The following is an 18,194-nucleotide window of genomic DNA, read 5'->3' as shown; positions in this document are numbered from 1 at the left end:
AGACTGTATAAACGGCGATCGCGTGGAGCAGTGGAGCACCCGTGGACAATCACCTTGATCACATGCCGGTTCTTTCCCGCGGCAGGCATCGCAACCCGAAGCGCGGCGCCTGCTTCATGGAGCTGGCCTCCTACCTGGCCGGCGAGCGGTGGAGTGACCATCCGGCCTGCACCCATCCGTTGCTGGCCGCGCTCGCCCGCCTGGTCAACGACAACACCGGCGACGAGAGCCGGGCCAAGCTCGTCCACCTCGTCCCGTCCATCATCGGCCTGGCCAGCGACGACCTGCGGGTGGACGCGCACATCGCGCTGCGCTGCGCCACCACGGCCCTGCCGGTCGCGGCGGCCGAGCGCCAGCTCGCGCTGGCGGTGTCGGTGCTGGCGGCCGAGGAGATGCTCGCCCGGCTCGACGGCGCGCCGCCCGGGCGGCTGAGCGAGCGCAGCAGGCGGGCCATGGAGGAGGTCCCGCACGCGGCCGAGCAGGCCCGGCGCTTCAGCAGGGCCGCGCGGATCACGGAGAAGGGCTTCCGCCGGTACGCGGCCCCGAACGCGGTGCAGCTGGCCGTGGTGGGGATCGTGCAGGCGTGCATCCCCGACCCGGACGCGCTGCTGCGGACGCTGCTGGAGGAGACGATCGCCGAGTGCGACGCCTTGATCCGCACCGAGCAGCCCACGTCGGCCCCGGCCACCCCGGCGTCCGTCTGACCCGGTCGCGGGTCAGCCCGTGAGGACCTTGGCCAGGGCTTCGGCGACGCAGGCGGCGCCGGCGGGGTCGTCCATGAGCATGGACTGGCGAACCCAGACCACCTCGCGGGCGGCGGCCTCGGCGGCCGGGCAGGGCTCCGGCCTGGCGCCGGCCCCGGTCAGCGCCGTCATGGTGCCGAGCGGCGGGTAGCCGCCGTCGAGCGGCACCCCCTCCGCCGCCATGGCCTCCAGCAGGAACGACCGGTCGACGGGCACGTGCAGCCTGAGCATCAGCAGGTGCCGGGAGTCCCGCGTGGTCCCCGCCGGCCGCGGGACCACCGTCACGGGCCGGAATCCCCCCGGCCCGGCCCTCTCTCCCGGCTCCCCCGCACCTTCGCGGCCCGGGGGCGCGGGTATCGCGGACAGTTCGCGTTCGAGGGCGGCGCAGAACGCGTTCCTGCGGTCGATCTCCGCGTCGAGCCGGTCCAGCCAGGGCAGCAGCAGCGCGGCCTGGATCTCGGTCAGCCGCAGGTTCCAGCCGACCGACGGATGGCCGTACCAGGCGCCGCCGGGGTCGCGGCCGAGGTTGCAGACCGACCAGACGGCGTCGTGCACCGCCTGGTCCCGGCAGACGATCAGGCCGCCCTCCCCCGCCGTCATCGCCTTGCTCGCCTGGAAGCTGTAGACGCCCGCGTCGCCGAGCCCGCCGACCGGACGGTCCCGGTAGGTGGCGCCGTGCGCCTGGGCGGCGTCCTCGATCACGGCCAGCCCGTGCCGGGTGGCGAGCTCGGTCAGCGGGTCCATGTCGGCCGGGCTGCCCGCGAGGTGCACCGGCATGATCGCGGCGGTGCGCGGGGTGAGCGCCGCCCGTACCGTGTCCGCCGACAGGTGCAGGTCGTCCGCGTCCACGTCGGCGATCACCGGCGTGGCGCCGGCGAGCAGGACGGCGGTGGCCGAGGCGACGAACGTGTACGCCGGGACGATCACCTCGTCGCCGGGCCCGACCCCGAGCCCGCGCAACGCGGCGAACAGACCGAGCGTGGCGTTGCCGACGGTCACGGCGTGCTCGGCCCCCGACCGGCGAGCGAACGCGCCGGCCAGCTCCGCGCACGCGGACCCACCCTGCGTGGCGCCCCACAGTCCGCTGTCCAGCACGGCGGTGACCCGTTCACGCTGGGCGCCGTCGAGCGGCGGCGGCCAGGCGGGCCAGGGGGAGGTGCGGACGGGGGCTCCGCCGTAGAGAGCGAGCGTCATACGAGTTGGTCCTTGTCTGCACGAACGGGGCCACGACGAACGGGTTCAGGCGATCGAGGACGGGATGACCGAGGCTCGGGCGATCACGGCTCGGCTGAACGGGCGGGTCCGGCCACGCACCCGAGGCTCGGGCGATCACGGCTCGGGCGATCGGGCGGGCCCGGCCGGTTGGTCCGGGGGCAGCAGGCGGGCGAGGTTGGCGCCCTGGACGAGGGTGCGGTCGGCATCGGTGAGGGGAGCCAGGGCGACGCGGCCGAAGCCGACGCGCAGGTCGAGGAAGCAGGCGTCGGAGCCGTAGATCACCCGGTCGGCGCCGATCAGCTCGGCCAGCCGGGCGATCCAGCGGCCGGTCATCTTGGAACCGCAGATCTCCAGGAAGAGGTTCGGATACGGGCCCGCCAGCTCGGCCGCCCTGGCGAAGCCGTTCGGCCAGAGCCCGGCGTGGCCGAGCAGGAGCGGCACGTGCGGATGCCGCCCGGCCACGGTGACGAACTGCGCCGGGTCACTCCACGGGGAGCCGGTCTGGCCGTGGGCGAGCACGGGCAGGCCCAGCTCCCACACGGGGTCGTAGCGGCGGTCGTCGAGCCGGCATTCGTGCACGTCCGGATGGATCTTCACGCCCCAGACGCCGCTGCCCGTGAGCCGGTTGCGCTGGTGCGGGTTGTAGACCTGCCAGACGCCGATCCGGCCGGGATGCCGCCCGGCCGCGGCGAACGCCAGCCGGTTGCCCTCCTCGGCGTCCGGGCCGACGGCGAGCAGGTGGCTGATGCCGATCGCGTCGATGCCGAGCCGGTCCATCAGGGACACCATGCCGGCGGCGGAGGGGTCGGGGATGAGGAAGTCGGGCCACGATCCGAGGTGGCCGTGCGCGTCGAGGATCACCGCAGGACTCCTCGCCCGAGCAGGTCGCCGCCCGAAGCGAGCCGGTCGATGAGGATCACCGCAGGACTCCCTGCCCGAGCAGGCTGCCGCCCGAGGCGATCAGGTCGATGTCGGCCTCCGGAAGTTCGAGGTGGTCGAGCAGGAAGCGGGGCCCGCAGTCGTCCATGACGGGAGCCCCGGTGCCGAACACGAGCCGCTCGGCGCCGTAGTGCGCGGCCAGCCATTCGACGCCGCGCTGCGTGTTGACGGTGCCGATCTCCAGCCACAGGTTGGGGATCTCGGCCATGAGCTCGCCGATCGCGCGCAGCCGCCGGTAGCCGGGGCTGAGCAGCAGGACGCGCAGTTCCGGCAGCCGGCGGGTGAGGGTGACGAGTTCGGCCGGTGAGGTCTCGTCGAGTTCGATCGCCGCGACGGCGCCGAGGTCCGCCAGCCGGCGCAGCGCCGTGGGGCCGGTGAGCTCGTACCGGTGCCGGGCCGGGCAGAGGCGGACCATCGGCACGTCCCAGTCCTGGGCGGGCGCGAACGCTTCGGGGAGCAGGACGGGCACCGGGACGAGCCGGGGGTCGCGCAGGCCGAGCAGCGCCTCGTTGCCGGCGTGGACGTCGGAGTAGAGGCTGAGCGTGTGGGTGACGCAGGCGTGGTGGATGCCCAGCCGGTCCATCTCCCGCCCCGGGTCGCGGGGCAGGTCGTCGAAGGGCACGGGCCCGATGAGCCGGTGGGCGTCCAGCACTGATTTCGGCACAGACCGAAATTAGCCTTGCGGTGGAGTGACGGTCAAGAGCGGGCAGCGCGGGTTCAGGTCCACCCTGGCCAGATGACGGCCGCTCATGGTCCACGCCTGCCACGAGCCGGGCTCGAAGTGCAGTTGCGGGTTGGTGTACCAGTCGTCGCCGAGACCGGTGGCCAGGTGCCTGGCGGGTCCGAGCGCGCCGCCGCCGGGCTCGTCCGTGCCCAGCTCGTACGCGTTGCCGCCGCCGAAGAACGTGGCGGCGAACACCCGGCCGCGATGCACGGTCAGCTCGCCGTACCCGGACAGGGCGCCCCGCTGCCTGACCGTCCCGGTGGCCGGGTCGAGGGCGATCCAGGTGCCGGAGTCGCGCTTGTAGACCCCGTACAGCAGGCCGCCGTGCACCTTGACGTCCTGGAACGTCCGCATGCCCGGGACCGGGTCCACCTGCCAGCGCACCGTACGGGTGCGCAGGTCGAAGGCCGCGACGGAGGCCGACGCTCTGACCGGCGGCGTCCCGCCGCCGCCGAGCACGTCGCCGCCCAGGTAGACGACGCCCGCGCGGGAGTCGAGCGACAGGCTCATCAGGCTCTGGTCAGGGATGACGCCCGGGTAGGAGTCGATCGCGCCGGTGCCGGGGTCGATGATCGACAGGGCGCCCTCCAGCCTGGCGCCCAGCGGGGCGGAGGCGACCAGCAGCTTGCCGGTTCCCGGGTCGTACTCGATGTCCCACGGGCGCTGCTGGTCGTGGCCCAGGCGGGCCAGCGGGCGGACCTCGTCGGTGCGCAGGTCGACGGAGACGACCTGGCCGCTGGGATAGAGGGCGGCATAGATCTTGTTCCCGTGGCGGACCAGGTCCTTGGGCTCGCCGGGGACGCGGAACCTGCGCTGCTCGCCCGTACGCAGGTCGCGTACGTCCATGAAGAAGTGCCCGCCGACGTAGACGGCGCGGCCGGGCACCAGCAGCATGCTCTGCGGGCGCTCGGCTCCGGCGGGCAGGCCCGCCTCGATCAGGTCGGTGAACGCGGACGTGCCGGTGCGCAGGTCCAGCGACCACATGCCGCCGCTGCCGGAGAACCCGACGAGGGTGTCGTCGTCCGTGAGCACGATCCGCCTGGTCTCGTCGTCCCGCGACGGCGGATCGGCCACCGGGGTGAGGGCGGTGTCGCCGGTACGGTAGCGGTGGATCGCGCCGTCGGGGCGGGAGGTGGCGTAGACGGTGCCGTCGGCGGCGACCGTGAGCGCGTCGAGGCTGAGCGGGCCCAGGGGGACGTTCCTGACGTCGGTGCCGTCCTTGCGCACGTCGATCAGGGCCGGCCCGCTGACCGCGAGGACCCGGTCGCCGTGCTCGGCCACCACGCCGATGCCCGTCGTGCCCTGCGCCAGCTCCCTGACCGCGCCCGTGGCCCGGTCGATCGCCACCAGCTTGCCCTTGTCGAGCAGGCCCGCGTAGACGGTGCGGTCGTCGGCCACGACGGCCCTGACGTAGCGCTCGCCGGCGGCGAGCACGCCGAAGTCGCGCACGGCGCCGGTGTCCGGGTCGTACTCCCTGACCCGGCCGTCGGGGTACGTGCCGGCGTAGAGGGTGCCGTCGGGCGCGGCGGCCAGCGACCAGATGTAGCCGCCGTTCTTGCCGAACGAGGCCAGGTGCGTCACCTCGCCGCTGGCCGGGTCGAAGCGGTAGAGGTCGGGCACCGGGTACGTGCCGACGTAGACCTTGCCGCCGGAGACCGCCGTGGCCCAGCCGCCCTCGGGCTCCCCGGCCGCGGGGGCGTCCGGCAGGCGGGCGGTCCGGACGACCGCGCGCGTGGCCAGGTCGATCTCGGCCAGCACGGGCGGCTTCTGGCCGCGGGTGACGACGTACGCCCTGCCGTCGTGAACGGCGGCGCCGACGATCGCGCCGGTCAGCGACGCCGGTCCGAACGTCTCCACCCGCGTCCCCGCACAGGACCGGGACCCTTCGGCGGCCTCGGACGCGCGGCCCTGGAAGCCTGTTTCGGCGGTGACCGGGACGGCGGGCGAGGGTGCGCCGGCTGATGGGCCGGATGACGTGGGGGGCGTGGGTAAGACCGCTGCCGAGGCCGGGGCCGCCGTGGTGAGGAGCACGGCGGCCAGGACCGCTGAGAGCGTGAGGGAACCGCGCGGCATGGCCGCACCTCCGCGAGTTGTTGCCCAATTTTGGCCCAGACCGTAATGTGCGGATCGGGAATAGTCAATGGAGGCGGCGTGACGGCGTTCGACGCTGGTGGACTGGTCGGCGAGCTTGAGGTGACCTTCGACGTGGACGTGCTGGTCGGCGCGTATCCCGACCGCGACGGCCCGCCGGGCACCCCGGAATCCGTGCTCGCGGCCCTGGCCGGGCACCGCGTCAGGGCGGGGGCGGTGGCGTCGCTGCGGGCCGCGCTGTTCGACGTGCGGTCGGGCAACGACGAGGTCCTGTCCCTGCGTGGCACCATCGGAGACTCCGGGAGTGGCGGCGCCGGGACCGGAAGAGACGCGGCGGGGGCGGTGGACGTGATTCCGGTCGGGACCGTCGATCTGCGTGACCCGATCGGCGCCGTACGCGAGATCGACCGCCTCGAACCCCTGGGCGTGCGGGCGATCAGGCTGTTCCCCGACGAGCAGGGCGTGGAGGCGGGCTTCCCCTCGGTCCGCCACGTCGCCAGACGGGCCGCCTTGTCGGGCCTGGTCGTGCTGACCGGCGGTGACGTGCGCAGGTTCTGGCAGCCGTTCTCCGGTCTGGAGGCCAAGGTCGTCTTCCTGGACACGCACTTCTACCACCTCGGCGACTTCCTGGTGGCCGCCGCCGACGAGCCCGGGTTCCACACCTCGACCCGCCTGCTCAACTCCCCCGACGCGCTGGAGACCGTCCCGGCCGACCGTCTCGTGTTCGGCTCGCGCACCCCCCACTACGAGCCGATCGTCCCCCTGCTGCGCCTGGCGACCAGCGGCCTGACGCCGGACGAGGTCGCCGCGGTGGCGGGCGGCAACGCGAGGAGGCTGTTCGGATGATCATCGATGTGCACGCCCACTGGGGCCCGTGGTTCTTCACCATGGACGTGGCCGGCGCCAACCTGGCGACCATGGACCGGTACGGCATCGCCCTGTCGATCGTGTCGGCCACCGAGGCGGTGATCTACGACGCGCCGGCGGGCAACCGGGCCCTGGCGGAGTGGCTGGCCACGAGCGAGCGCCACCTGGGCTACGTCACGATCAACCCGCGCAGGCAGGCCGACGCCGAGCGTGACCTGCGCGAATACCTCCCGACGGGCAGGTTCGCCGGGGTCAAGATCCACACCGACTACACGAGGTCGCCCGTCTCCTCGCCCCAGACGCGGGAGGCGCTGGCCATGGTCGCCGAGGCCGGGGTGCCCGCGCTGGTGCACACCTGGGGCGCCACGGTGCTGGACCTGGCCGAGGTCTGTGAGAGCACGCCCGGCCTGCGGGTCATCGCGGGGCACATGGGCGCCGACGGTTACCCGTACGCCATCGAGGCCGCGAACGCCTGCGACCGGCTCTACCTGGAGCCCTGCTACTCCCACGCCCCGGCGGGCCGCGTCTCCCGGGTCGCGGCGGCGGTGGACCGCACCCGCCTGCTGTTCGGCACCGACTCGACCCTCATCGACCCGGCGTCGGCGTTCGGGGCCGTGGCGGCCGCCGGGCTGGACGCGGAGACGGCCGAGCTGATCGCGTGGCGGAACGCCGTACGACTTTTTGATCTGGACATTACGGCCTAGGCCGTAATAGCGTGCGGCCAACCCGTCCTGAGGAGTGCCAGCGCATGATCCCCCGCCGCCGTTTCCTCCAGGCCGCGGCCGCCACCGCGGCCGTGACCTCCCTGCCCGCGCTCACCGCCACCCCCGCCCTCGCCGCGGGCCGCGAGCGTGAGGGCACGATCACCGACCTCGGCCCGGCCAGCGTCACCAGCCCGCTGGGCAACGCCGAGTTCGTCGGCGACGTGCTCTACCTCGGCTCGCGCGGCCTGGCGCCCAACGTCGTCGGCGCCTGGGACCTGGGCCAGGACAAGGTCACCGCCCACTTCGACATCACCTCGGGCGTGGGCATCTGGGCGATGTGCAAGGTCGGCACCGACGTCTACGTGGGCACCCACTCCAGGTCGGACCTGTACCGGATCGACACCCTGACCGGTACGACCACGAAGGTCGCCGAGTATCCCGACCCCTACATCTGGACCATGGCCTCCTCGCCCGACGGCAAGGTCTACCTGGGCACCTCGCAGCCCGGCCGCGTGGTCGAGTACGACCCCGCCACGGGAGCAAGCCGCGACCTGGGCCAGCCCGCCCCCGGCGAGTCGTACGTGCGCAGCATCCAGGCCGACGACACCCACGTCTACGCCGGCGTCGGCAGCAACGCCCACCTCGTCGCGATCGACAGGAGGACCGGCGACAAGCGCGAGCTGCTGCCCGCCGAGGTGGCCGACCGCGACTGGGTGTCGAGCATGTCGATCAGCGCCACCCACATCGCCGGCGGGATGAACTCGCTGGGCGAGCTGATCGTGCTGGAGAAGACGAACCCGGCCGCGTACCAGGTGGTCAAGGCCACCGCGCCGGGCGAGAAGTACGTCGTCTCGGTGCTGATCCACGACGGCTGGGTGTACTTCGCCGGGCGGCCGTCCGGCACGTTCTACCGCTACCGGATCGAGGACGGCACGTACGAGGTGCTCGGGGTGCCGTTCCCCGAGGCGCAGACCGTACGGATCCTGGAGCACGGGGGCCGCATCTACGGCGTCCAGGAGCCGGGCGTCTTCGTCTACGACCCCGCGACCGGCGGCATCGAGTACGTCAGCCACGTGGCCAAGGGCTTCAAGGCCGCCCCCGAGGAGCCCATGTCCGTGCACAGCGACGGCGAGCGCGTCTACGTGGGCGGCAAGGGCGGCTGCGACGTGCACGACCTGGCCTCCGGCGAGGTCACCCGGCTGCCGATCCCCGGCGAGCCGAAGACCATCATGACCGCGAACGGGATCACGTACCTCGGGGTCTACACCCAGGCCGCCCTCTACTCCCACCGCGCGGGCGACGCCGAGGCCGAGCTGCTCCTGCGTACCGGCCACAATCAGGACCGGCCCAAGGATCTGTGCCACGACCGGGCGACCGGCCTGATCGTGATGTCCACCCAGCCGGAGCCCGGTCACCAGAACGGCGCGCTCGACGTCTACGACCCGCGCAGCGGCCGGCTCGACACCTACCGGCCGGTCGTCGAGCGCCAGACGGTGTTCGCGCTGACCGCCCGGCTGGGCACCGTCTACCTGGGCACCAGCACGCAGGAGGGCCTCGGGTCACCGCCGGTGACGTCCACGGCCCGGCTGGCCGCGTTCGACCTGCGGCGCCGCGAGGTGACGTGGGAGGTCGAGCCGGTGGCCGGCGCGACCTCCGTCACGAGCCTCAAGCACACGGCGCTCGCCCTGTACGGCATCACCGGAGACGGCGTGCTGTTCGAGTTCGACCCGCGCCGACGCAAGGTCACCCGCACCCTCAAGGTCTGCGACCGGGGCGGCGACCTGGTGCTGTCCGGGACGAAGGCGTACACGAGCGACGAGGACGCCGTCTACAAGGTCGATCTGGTCGCCTTCACCGCCCGCAAGATCGTGGATGGGCTGGCGAGCGACTGGTTCGGCGGCGGCTCCCGCATCACCATCGACCCGTCCCGCAAGGCCCTGTACGGCCTCAAGGGCCGCAACCTCATCCGCATCGCCATCTGACCCCGCCCGGGGAACGCGCCCGGCCCGCGCCGGGCGCTTCCCGCGGAGCCCGGGGCGTCAGGCGGAGGCCGCTGCCAGCACGCCGGGGCGTTCGTCGTCGGGGAGGCCGGGGCCGTACGGGTCGAAGGCGTGGGTGGCGGGGATGAGGCCCTCCGCCTCGGCCAGCCACAACATGCGCTGCACGTACCCCTCCATGGGGGCCGTGAACGTGGCCCCGGCCAGCCGGTCCAGCCGCGCGGACGCCCGTTCGAACTCCCGCAGGTCGTCGCGGCGGAACGCGCGCAGCACGGCGGCCGTCGTCGGCACCGACGCCGCCGCGATGCCCACCAGCGCCGCCTCGGCTCCCCACAGCAGTGAGGGGCCGAACATGCGGTCCTCGCCGGTGATGGCCAGCCGGCCCGCCGCGCAGGTCAGCGCGATCGCCTCCTGGCAGCCCATCGCGTCCGACAGCAGCGCCGTCTTGAGCCCGGCCACGCCGGGGTGCCGGACGACCTCGCGCAGCATGTTCGGCGGGCACGGCGCGGTGTAGAGGTCGAACGCGATCATCGGCAGCCCGGCCGCCGTCCACACCTCGTCGTGCAGGGCCGCCCGGTCGCCCGGTGACGGGAACACCAGCACGCCGCCGGCCCCCGCCGCCGCCGCGGCCTTGGCCTCCTCGGCGGCCGGGACGGCGCCGCCGCCGACGCCGGCGACCACGGGGACACCGGTCCGGCAGGCGCGTTCGATCACCCCGGCGCGCACGTCCGGCGCGAGGTAGGGTCCGCGACCGGTGTGGGCCAGCACCGCCAGGGCGTCGGCGCCGGTTGCGGCCAGCCGGCGGAAGTACGCCTCCGCCACGTCGAGGTCCACCTCACCGGACGCGGCCATCGGCGTCGCCGCGGCCGCCACCAGGGCGCCGCGCAGGCGGTCGCGCAACCGGGCGGCCCGCGGGTCGATCGGCGTGCTCATCGTCGCTCCCCTCACCGGCACGGCCACCTCGGCCCGCCGGACGGCTCCGTCGGCCAAGCGTAGGCGTTCGGCTCAGGTCACTTCAGGCCCGGGTCACCTGAGCGCCAGGTCACTTCAGGCCGGTCATGGCGATGCTGTTGACCAGGTAGCGCTGCAGCAGGAAGAACACCAGCAGACAGGGCACCGCCGACACCGCGGCCGAGGACATGAGCGTCGCCCACTGCATCTCCTCCGTCTTCAGCACCGTCAGCCCCACGGTCAGCGTCCGCGTGGCGTCGCTCTGCGAGATGACGAGGGGCCACAGGAAGTCGTTCCAGTGCCACAGGAAGACGAACACGCCCAGCGTGGCCAGGATCGGCTTGGTCAGCGGCACCACGATCGTCCAGTAGACGCGCAGCTCAGAGGCGCCGTCCACCTTGGCGGCGTCGAACAGTTCGTCGGGCAGCCCGAGGATGAACTGGCGCATCAGGAAAACGGCCTGCGAGTTCGCCAGTGTCGGGACGATCAGCCCCCAGAAGGTGTCGGCCCCGCCGAAGTCGGACACCAGCACGTAGAGCGGGATGAGCGTGGCCTGGAACGGCACCATCATGGTGGCGAGAAACGTCCACAACATGGCGTCGCGGCCGGGAAAACGTTTCTTGGCGAACGCGTACCCGGCCATCGACGCCGTCAGCAGGATGATCACCACGGAGACGGCCGAGTAGACCAGCGAGTTGATCGTCCACTCCGCGAACCCGGAGGCGTTCAGGACCTGCGCGATGTTGTCGAAGGTGAGCGAGGCGGGCCAGCGCGCGGGCAGGGTCGGCTCGCCGCGCGGCGAGAGCGCCACGACGAGCATCGCGACGAACGGCCCCATCGTCAGCAGCGACATGACCGTGAGCAGGGTGTAGAGCGCCCACCTGCGGCCCCGGCGGCGGGGCGCGGGGGCCGGGCGGCCGGTCCTGGCGGCGGCGGGCCGTGCGGCGGTCAGCGTCACGTGTTCTCCCTGCCGACGAAGCGGCGCTGGATCAGCGAGACGACCAGGACGACGGCGAACAGCACCATCCCCCACGTGGCCGCGTAGCCGAACTCCCAGAACCTGAAGCCGCGTTCGAAGATGCCGTAGATGAGGGTGTAGCTGGCCTTGGCCGGCCCGCCGCCGGTCATCACGTAGATCGTGTCGAACACCTGGAACGAGGCGATCGTCTCGATCACCAGGACGAAGAAGAGCGCGGGCTTGAGCAGCGGCAGCGTGATGGAGCGGAAGCGCTGCCAGGCGCTCGCGCCGTCCACCCTGGCCGCCTCCAGGTACGAGCCCGGGATGGCCTTCAGCCCGGCCAGCAGGATCAGCATCGAGTAGCCGAAACCCTTCCAGCAGGAGACGAGGGCCAGCGCGGGCAGCACCAGCTCCGAGCGTTCCATGAAGGCGACGGGGGCTATGTCCAGCTTGGCCAGCAGGCCGTTGATCAGGCCGTCGAACTCGTAGATCCAGCGCCAGATGAGGCCGGCGAAGACGAAGCTGGTCACGTACGGCAGGAAGAGGATGCCGCGGAACAGCCCGCGCATGAAGACGATCGCGTTGAGCAGCAGCGCGGTGCCGAGCGAGACCAGCACGACCAGCGGCACGTAGATGGCCGTGTAGACGAGGGTGGCGCGCAGGCTGGACCAGAAGTTCGGGTCGTTCACGAGCCGGGTGTAGTTGTCGGCGCCGATGAAGTCCCATTCGCCGCCGATGTTCCAGTTCGTCAGGCTCATGCCCGCCGCGCCCAGCGTGGGGAAGATCTTGAAGATCAGGAAGAGCACGAGCATGGGCAGGACGAACAGCAAGCCTGTGATCGGATCGCGCAGGCGATGACGCACCGGGTTCACACCTTTCCGAAAAGGACGGGGCCCGCGCGGGCGGCGCGCGGGCTCCGGTCGGGTCAGCTGCCCGCGGCGAGCAGCTCGTTCGCCTCCTTGGCCGCCGCGTCCAGCGCCGCCTTGGCATCCTCCTTGCCGATCAGCGCCGCCTGTACGTGCGCCGCGATCATCGACATCACCTGCCGGGCCTTGGGGTGGGTGTCACCGGGGAAGGCGAACTCCAGCGACTTGGCGAACTCCTTGGACGCCTCCGACTGGCCGGGGATGGTCACGTCGGTACGCGCGGAGAAGAAGCCCGACTCCTTGGCCAGCGGCCCGGCCACCTCGGCGGAGGCGACGTAGGCGGCGAACTTCCTGGCCGCGTCCTTGATCTCTGAGTGCTTGGCCAGCACGAGGCCGCCGGGGATGCCGAACGCGACCCGCTTCGTGCCCTCCAGCGGCAGGCCGATGCCCACGTTCTCGGCGCCGATGGCGGCGCCGAGCTGGTCGGCCTGGATGGCGGTGGCCGCGTGGTAGAGGGCGGTCTTGCCGGCCGCGAGCGGGCCTCCCTCGATGTCGTTGCCCTTGCTGGCGGTGTTCTCCGGCAGGCCGCCGGCGGCCTTGAGGTCGAGCAGGTACTGCAGGCTGTCGACGCCCTGCTGGTTGTTGACGACCACGCTCTTGCCGTCGGGGGCGAAGACCGAGCCGCCGTTGGCCCACAGGATCGGGTAGAAGCTCTGGTTGAGCGAGACCTCGGGCTTGCCCGGGTAGTCGAGCACGGCGACCTTCGCCGCGGCCAGCTTGGGCGCGGCCTCCTTGAGCTCCGCCCAGGTCTCGGGCACCTTGGTGACGCCCGCGTCGGCGAACAGCTTCTTGTTGTAGATGGGGGCCGTGATCGTCTGGTAGATCGGCACGCCGTAGAGCTTGCCGTCCACGCTCAGCGCGGTGAGCGAGTTGGGCAGGTAGGCGGCCTTCTCGGGGGCGACCACGTCGTCCACGGGTTCGAGCGTGCCCTGCTGGGCGTACTGCGGGATCTGGTCGGGGCCGAGCACGACCAGGTCGAAGCCCTTCCTGGAGGCCAGCGCGGTGGTGACCTTCTCCTGGCGGCCGTCCCACGGCTGCTGGTCGATGGTGACGTCGACGGCGGGGTTCTTGGCCTCGAAGTCCTTCTCGACCTTGTCCCAGAAGGACTTGTTCGCGGCCTGGTCCATGATGACGGGGTACATCCAGAGCGTGACCGTGCTCTTCTCCGAGCCCGAGCCACCGGATCCGCACCCGGTCATCACGACACTCAGCGCGGTCACGATTCCGGCTGCCGCTGCCTTCCTCATCGGTGGCTTCCTTTCCTGAATACCGGTCCTGACCGAAACCTAGTGAGGAGGGGACAACCGGTCAATGGCTGATACATGAACGTAACTAGGGTCTCGCCTGGTAGCACCGCACGGCGCCGGCGATGGCCGCCACGTGCTCCGACGTGTAGTGCTCGTTCCAGTCGATGACCAGCAGTGTGCTGTCGACCAGGCGCTCAGCGGCCGGGCAGGCGGCGGGGCGGTAGCCGTCCAGGGGGTAGGAGGAGGTCCCGTAGATCGGTTGCCGCCACAGCGGCGCCCGGTTGAGCGGATCCTGGAGATATCCGGACCGCGCCGGAATCCCGGCCGCGCTCAGGTGCCCGGCCAGCTCGGGGGCGTCCCCGCCGGGCAGGACGAGCGGGAACAACCACCACGCGTGCCCGTCCGGCCTGGGCAACCGGATCACGCGCCTTCCCTCCCCCGCGCCGGCGACCTCGTGCGCGCCGCTGTCGAGCACGCCGTCCAGGTCGCGCAGCGCCTCGATGAGCTGGACGGCGGTGCGGCGCCGCGCCGCCACGACGCCGGGCAGCTTGGCGAGCTGGGCGCGGGCCACCGCGGCCTGCAGCTCGGTCATCCGGTAGTTCAGGCCCAGGCTCTCGTGCGAACGGCCCGCGGCCCGGTCCCAGCCCTTGTCCGCGAACAACCGCATCCGCCTGGCCAGCTCGTCGTCATCGGTGACGGTCAGCCCGCCGTCGCCGCAGGTGATGTGCTTCCACTGCTGCAGGCTCAGCGTGCCGACGTGCCCGCCCGTGCCGGCGAGGGCTCCGCCAGGCAGCTCGGTGAGCCACGCCTGGGCGCAGTCCTCGATGAGCGTGAGCCCGTGCTCGTCCGCCAGCGCGCGCAGGGCGCCGATCCTGGCCGGCGCCCCGAACAGGTGCACGGCCATGATCGCCCGGGTGCGCGGCCCGATGAGCGCGGCCACGGAGTCCGGGTCGAGGTTGCCGTCGGACGGGTCCACGTCGGCGAAGACAGGAACGGCGTTCTGCGCCAAGATGGGGGCCACGGTGCCGAAGTCCGTGATCGGCGTCGTGATGATCTCGTCCCCGGGGTCCGGCGCCGCCGCCACGACCGACAGATGGAGGGCCGCGGTGCCGGAGCTGCACGCGATCGCGTGGCGCGAGCCGTACAGCTCGCCGACCTCGCGTTCGAGCGACCTGGCCTCGGTCCCCCACACGGAGTTGAGCATGCCGGAGCGGATCACCCGCTCCAGCGCCGCCACCTCCTCGTCGCCGAGGGTACGGCCCGCGGGTTCGGCCATGTTGGGAAAGTGCAGGGTCACCGGATAACCTTTCGGTCTAGACCGTTATAGGAGAAGGAGGCGCGGGTGGGTATCGTCATCGGAGTCGTCGGCCCGCACGATCTGGTCGACGACGTCGCGGCCACCTGCGAGGAGCAGCCGGGCGTCACCACGACGCGGCTCGACTACGACCACGAGTCGCAGGCCCCGGCCATCGTCGAGGCCCATGCGGGCACGGTCGAGGGCTGGCTGTTCACCGGCGTCGTCCCGTACATGCTGGCCCGCTCCGCCGACGTGCTGTCGCGGCCGGCCGCGTTCGTCGACTACTCGGGCGCGACGCTGCTCAGCGCCCTGGTCCGGCTGCAGCACGAGGGTCACGACATCACCTGCCTGTCCATCGACACCATCTCCCCCGCCGACGTCACCGCCACGTTCCACGAGGCCGGACTGCCCACCGAACGGCTGCGCACCCTCGGCTACCGGCCGGAGACCACCTCCAAGAAGGTCGTCGCCTTCCACCGCCGCGGGCCCGCCCATCCGGTGATCACCTGCCTCAGCTCGGTGCACGAGGCGCTGCGCGACGAGCTGCACGTGCTGCGGCTGGCGCCGTCGGTGCACTCGGTCCGCGTGGCGCTGCGCCGGCTCCTGCTGACCGCCGAGGGACAGGCGCAGGAGGACGCGCAGATCGCGCTCGGCCTGCTGGAGGTGGACGGCGAGGAAGGGCTGCTGCGCGAGGCCGGCGCGCTGGGCGGCACGCTGGCCGCCTTCGGCGACGGCACCCACCTCCTCGTCACCACCCGGGGCCCGCTGCACGACGCCACCGGCGGCTTCACCCGGCTGCCCATGCTGTCCAGGCTGGCGGCGCGCGGCGGCGTGGCGCGGGTGGGGTTCGGCCTCGGGCGCAGTGCCGCCGAGGCCGAGAGCCTGGCCCGCCGGGCGCTGTCCAGGGCCCGGCGGATCGGCGGCGTGGCCGCGGTGCTGTCATTGCGCGCCGACACCGACATCGTGCTGGAGTCGGTGGCCGACGAGCCGCCCGGTGAGCACAACCTGCCGGTGCTGGCCCGCCGGGTGGGGCTGTCGGTGCCGACGCTGGAGAAACTCCTCGAAGCCCGAGACGCGGCGAAGGGTGCCGCGCTGACCACGCGCGAGATCGCCGACCGGCTGGCCGTGCAGCAGCGGACGGCGCGGCGGATGCTGCACCGGCTGGAGCTGGCGGGGCTGGCCGAACGCACCGGCAACCTGACCAGCGGCTCCAGCGGCCGACCCCTCACCCTTTACCGCCTCACCCTCTGACCCCGCCGCACGCGTCGTACCCGGCGCTCCCGTACGGCGCGGAGGGAGGATCAGGCGAGCCATCGGTCCAGGCCCTCCGCCACGAACTCGTCGTCGCGCAGCCACGGGTAGGCCGCCCAGATCCGGTCGATCTCCGCGAGCTGGCCCGGGGAGAGCTCCTCGGCCGGGTCGAGGCACCAGCGGCCCGCCAGCAGGCCCTGCCGGCGCAGCACCTCGTGGATGCCGGGGATGCATCCGTGGAAGCCGTTCGCGGAGTCGAAGATCGCCGCGTTGGCGTCGGTGAGGTGCCCGTCCAGGCTGAGCAGCCTGCGTACCGCCGCGTCGTCACCCGAGCGGGCCAGCGTCGCCTCCTCCAGCAGTTCCACGGCGCGCCGCACCCAGACCGCCCACTGGCCGAGCAGCCCGCCGACGAACTCCACCTCCACCTCCCGCCCGTCCACGATCACCCGGTGCGAGGTGACGAGGTCGGCCAGGATGTGATCGTCGTTGCCGGTGTAGAGCGCCACCTCGCCGGCCCGCCCGGCCCGTACGACGCCGTGCAGCACGTCGAGGGTGCGGTAGCGGTCGAAGGGCGCGACCTTGATGCCCGCCACCGACTCGATCGCCGCCAGCCGCGTCCAGAAGTCCCGCGACAGCGGGCGCCCGCCCACGGCCGGCTGGAGGTAGAAGCCGATCACCGGCAGCACCTCGCCGACAGCCCTGGCCCGTTCGATCAGGCCGTCCTCGTCCAGCTCCCGGTACGGGCTGAGCAGCACCATGTGATATCCCAGCGACCTGGCCAGCTCGGCCTCCGCCACCGCCTGCGCCGTGGGGCCGGTCGCGCCGGCCACCAGCACCACCTCGCGGTCGGACTCCGCGGCCGTGACGGCGGCCAGTTCCAGCACGGGCGGCAGCAGGCCGGTGCCGTGGATGGCGAACTGCGTGGTGTGCACGCCCACCGCCAGCCCGCCCGCCCCCGCCGCCACGTAGTAGCGGGTCAGGGCGCGCTGGCGGCGCTCGTCCAGCCGCCTGTCACCCGTGAGGGCGAGGGGATGAGCCGGGATCACCAGACCGCGCCTGAACAGATCGCGCACGGACGTCTGCGCCTCTGGAGCCGTGCTGAGCACGTGAGGTCCCCCTCTTTCTACTGAAGTGAGCACGTTGGCCGCGGCTGAATCGGGACCGCGAGCACCTGCCGGCCCGGGCACTTGAGCCGCCGCCGAATCGGGCCCGCGAGTGCCTGCCGGCCTGGGCGCGCGGGTCAGAAGCGCCCGTCGCGGCGTTCGAACTTGGTGGGCTTGCCGAGCAGCGGGCCGCCGCCGGCGACCCAGCGCGCCGTGTGCTCGATGAGCTCGGCGGGGGTCAGCTCGGGGTAGCCGAACAGGCGGTGGCATCGGGCGGCGTTCGAGAGCAGCGCCGTCGGCGCCTCCTCGCCGGTGAACACCGGCTCCTTGCCGAGCGCGGCGCCGAGGTCCAGCGCGGCGCGGCGGACCGAGACGAGCTCGGGGCCGGTGACGTTGAGCACGTACGGCGGCACGTCGGCGAGCAGCAGCGACCGCAGCGCGACCTCGTTCGCGTACCCCTGCCAGACCACGTTGACCTGCCCTGTGGCCAGGTCGATCGGCTCGCCCGCGAGCACCTTCTGGGCCAGGTCCACCAGCACGCCGTAGCGGAGTTCTACGGCGTAGTTGAGGCGGATCAGCGACAGGCGGGTGCCGTTCGTCTCGGCGAAGTGGGTCAGCACCCGCTCCCTGCCCAGGCAGCTCATCGCGTAGTCGCCCACGGGGCCGACGGGCGAGTCCTCGGTGCTGCCGCCGCCGCCCGGGGGCACGAGGGGGTAGACGTTCCCCGTGGACAGGGCGGCGATCCGGCCGCCGGCGAAGCGGTCGGCCACCCGGCCGGGCAGGTACGTGTTGGTGAACCAGGTGGCGTGCTCGCGGCCCTGCGTGCCGAACTTGGCACCCACCAGGAACACCACGTTCGGCGCGTCGGGCAGCTCGCGCAGGGCGCGGTCGTCGGCGACGTCGGCGGCCACCACCGTGGCGCCCTCGTCCTGCAGGGCCTGCGCCAGCCCCGGCTCGGAGAAACGGGAGACCGCGATGACGCGCCGGCTGCCCTGGACGGCGTTCAGCGCCAGCCGCACGAGGCTCGGGCCCAGCTTGCCGCCGGCGCCCAGGATCATGATGTCGCCGTCGAGCCTGCCCAGATCGTCGATCAGCCCGGCGCTCGGCCGGGCCAGCCGCTCTTCGAGTTCCGCCGTCGTCCGCACGCGGTCTCCTCCCCTGATTTACGGTCCAGACCGTAA

Annotated in this window: 16 protein-coding genes; 5 read left to right on the top strand and 11 right to left on the bottom strand. The window is 72.6% G+C overall.

The features are described 5' to 3' along the window. Positions 1 to 62: 62 nt before the first annotated feature. Positions 63 to 704 carry a hypothetical protein gene (locus B0I32_RS10480; RefSeq protein ID WP_245955734.1) on the top strand — a complete coding sequence of 214 codons (642 nt, stop codon included), beginning with the start codon at positions 63 to 65 and terminating at the stop codon, positions 702 to 704. Positions 705 to 716: 12 nt separating this feature from the next. On the opposite strand, the gene B0I32_RS10475 is transcribed toward B0I32_RS10480, so the two are convergent. From B0I32_RS10475 to B0I32_RS10460, 4 genes are all read right to left on the bottom strand, one after another. Then, positions 717 to 1,937: a DegT/DnrJ/EryC1/StrS family aminotransferase gene (locus B0I32_RS10475; RefSeq protein ID WP_106237234.1), complete on the bottom strand. Its 1,221-nt coding sequence runs from the start codon at positions 1,935 to 1,937 to the stop codon at positions 717 to 719. Between the two features lie 135 nt (positions 1,938 to 2,072). Then, positions 2,073 to 2,819 carry an amidohydrolase family protein gene (locus B0I32_RS10470; RefSeq protein WP_106237232.1) on the bottom strand — a complete coding sequence of 249 codons (747 nt, stop codon included), beginning with the start codon at positions 2,817 to 2,819 and terminating at the stop codon, positions 2,073 to 2,075. Between the two features lie 55 nt (positions 2,820 to 2,874). After that, positions 2,875 to 3,561, bottom strand: a complete 687-nt coding sequence (locus tag B0I32_RS10465; protein ID WP_146178121.1) for an amidohydrolase family protein — start codon at positions 3,559 to 3,561, stop codon at positions 2,875 to 2,877. 9 nt (positions 3,562 to 3,570) lie between these two features. Continuing rightward, positions 3,571 to 5,478 (bottom strand): outer membrane protein assembly factor BamB family protein, encoded by a 1,908-nt coding sequence (locus B0I32_RS10460; RefSeq protein ID WP_245955733.1) that lies wholly within the window; start codon positions 5,476 to 5,478, stop codon positions 3,571 to 3,573. 294 nt (positions 5,479 to 5,772) lie between these two features. On the opposite strand from B0I32_RS10460, the gene B0I32_RS10455 reads away from it, so the two are divergent. From B0I32_RS10455 to B0I32_RS10445, 3 genes are read left to right on the top strand one after another with little or no spacing between them, the layout of a single operon-like run. Further along, a complete protein-coding gene (locus B0I32_RS10455; protein ID WP_181307248.1) occupies positions 5,773 to 6,558 on the top strand; it encodes an amidohydrolase family protein in 786 nt (261 codons plus the stop codon). Further along, positions 6,555 to 7,283, top strand: coding sequence for an amidohydrolase family protein (locus tag B0I32_RS10450; RefSeq protein ID WP_106237224.1), 729 nt, complete (start codon positions 6,555 to 6,557; stop codon positions 7,281 to 7,283). The genes B0I32_RS10455 and B0I32_RS10450 overlap by 4 nt, the downstream gene beginning before the upstream one ends. A gap of 44 nt (positions 7,284 to 7,327) precedes the next feature. After that, the gene (locus tag B0I32_RS10445; protein WP_106237222.1) at positions 7,328 to 9,265 is read left to right on the top strand and encodes a ligand-binding sensor domain-containing protein; all 1,938 of its coding nucleotides are present in this window, start codon (positions 7,328 to 7,330) and stop codon (positions 9,263 to 9,265) included. A gap of 57 nt (positions 9,266 to 9,322) precedes the next feature. Here the strand turns inward: B0I32_RS10445 and B0I32_RS10440 are convergent, their stop codons facing one another. From B0I32_RS10440 to B0I32_RS10420, 5 genes are all read right to left on the bottom strand, one after another. Next, the gene (locus tag B0I32_RS10440) at positions 9,323 to 10,213 is read right to left on the bottom strand and encodes a dihydrodipicolinate synthase family protein (RefSeq protein WP_106238178.1); all 891 of its coding nucleotides are present in this window, start codon (positions 10,211 to 10,213) and stop codon (positions 9,323 to 9,325) included. Positions 10,214 to 10,322: 109 nt separating this feature from the next. Further along, positions 10,323 to 11,189 carry a carbohydrate ABC transporter permease gene (locus tag B0I32_RS10435; RefSeq protein WP_245955732.1) on the bottom strand — a complete coding sequence of 289 codons (867 nt, stop codon included), beginning with the start codon at positions 11,187 to 11,189 and terminating at the stop codon, positions 10,323 to 10,325. Continuing rightward, the gene (locus B0I32_RS10430; RefSeq protein ID WP_106238174.1) at positions 11,186 to 12,052 is read right to left on the bottom strand and encodes a carbohydrate ABC transporter permease; all 867 of its coding nucleotides are present in this window, start codon (positions 12,050 to 12,052) and stop codon (positions 11,186 to 11,188) included. The genes B0I32_RS10435 and B0I32_RS10430 overlap by 4 nt, the downstream gene beginning before the upstream one ends. 62 nt (positions 12,053 to 12,114) lie before the next feature. Further along, positions 12,115 to 13,362, bottom strand: a complete 1,248-nt coding sequence (locus B0I32_RS10425; protein WP_106237220.1) for an ABC transporter substrate-binding protein — start codon at positions 13,360 to 13,362, stop codon at positions 12,115 to 12,117. Positions 13,363 to 13,447: 85 nt separating this feature from the next. Further along, a complete protein-coding gene (locus B0I32_RS10420) occupies positions 13,448 to 14,659 on the bottom strand; it encodes a DegT/DnrJ/EryC1/StrS family aminotransferase (RefSeq protein WP_219911724.1) in 1,212 nt (403 codons plus the stop codon). A gap of 45 nt (positions 14,660 to 14,704) precedes the next feature. On the opposite strand from B0I32_RS10420, the gene B0I32_RS10415 reads away from it, so the two are divergent. Beyond that, the gene (locus tag B0I32_RS10415) at positions 14,705 to 15,910 is read left to right on the top strand and encodes a response regulator (RefSeq protein ID WP_106237218.1); all 1,206 of its coding nucleotides are present in this window, start codon (positions 14,705 to 14,707) and stop codon (positions 15,908 to 15,910) included. Positions 15,911 to 15,960: 50 nt separating this feature from the next. Here B0I32_RS10415 and B0I32_RS10410 read toward each other — a convergent pair whose 3' ends face one another. Both B0I32_RS10410 and B0I32_RS10405 read right to left on the bottom strand, forming a co-directional pair. Next, positions 15,961 to 16,983 carry a dihydrodipicolinate synthase family protein gene (locus B0I32_RS10410; protein ID WP_106238168.1) on the bottom strand — a complete coding sequence of 341 codons (1,023 nt, stop codon included), beginning with the start codon at positions 16,981 to 16,983 and terminating at the stop codon, positions 15,961 to 15,963. Between the two features lie 167 nt (positions 16,984 to 17,150). Further along, positions 17,151 to 18,158 carry an NAD-dependent epimerase/dehydratase family protein gene (locus B0I32_RS10405; RefSeq protein ID WP_106237215.1) on the bottom strand — a complete coding sequence of 336 codons (1,008 nt, stop codon included), beginning with the start codon at positions 18,156 to 18,158 and terminating at the stop codon, positions 17,151 to 17,153. Between the last annotated feature and the right edge of the window lie 36 nt (positions 18,159 to 18,194).

Origin of the sequence: Nonomuraea fuscirosea, assembly GCF_003001935.1 — a bacterium.
Taxonomy (GTDB): Bacteria; Actinomycetota; Actinomycetes; order Streptosporangiales; family Streptosporangiaceae; genus Nonomuraea; species Nonomuraea fuscirosea.
Note: the sequence above shows the minus strand (reverse complement) of the source record. Positions and strands in the feature narration are given on the sequence as shown.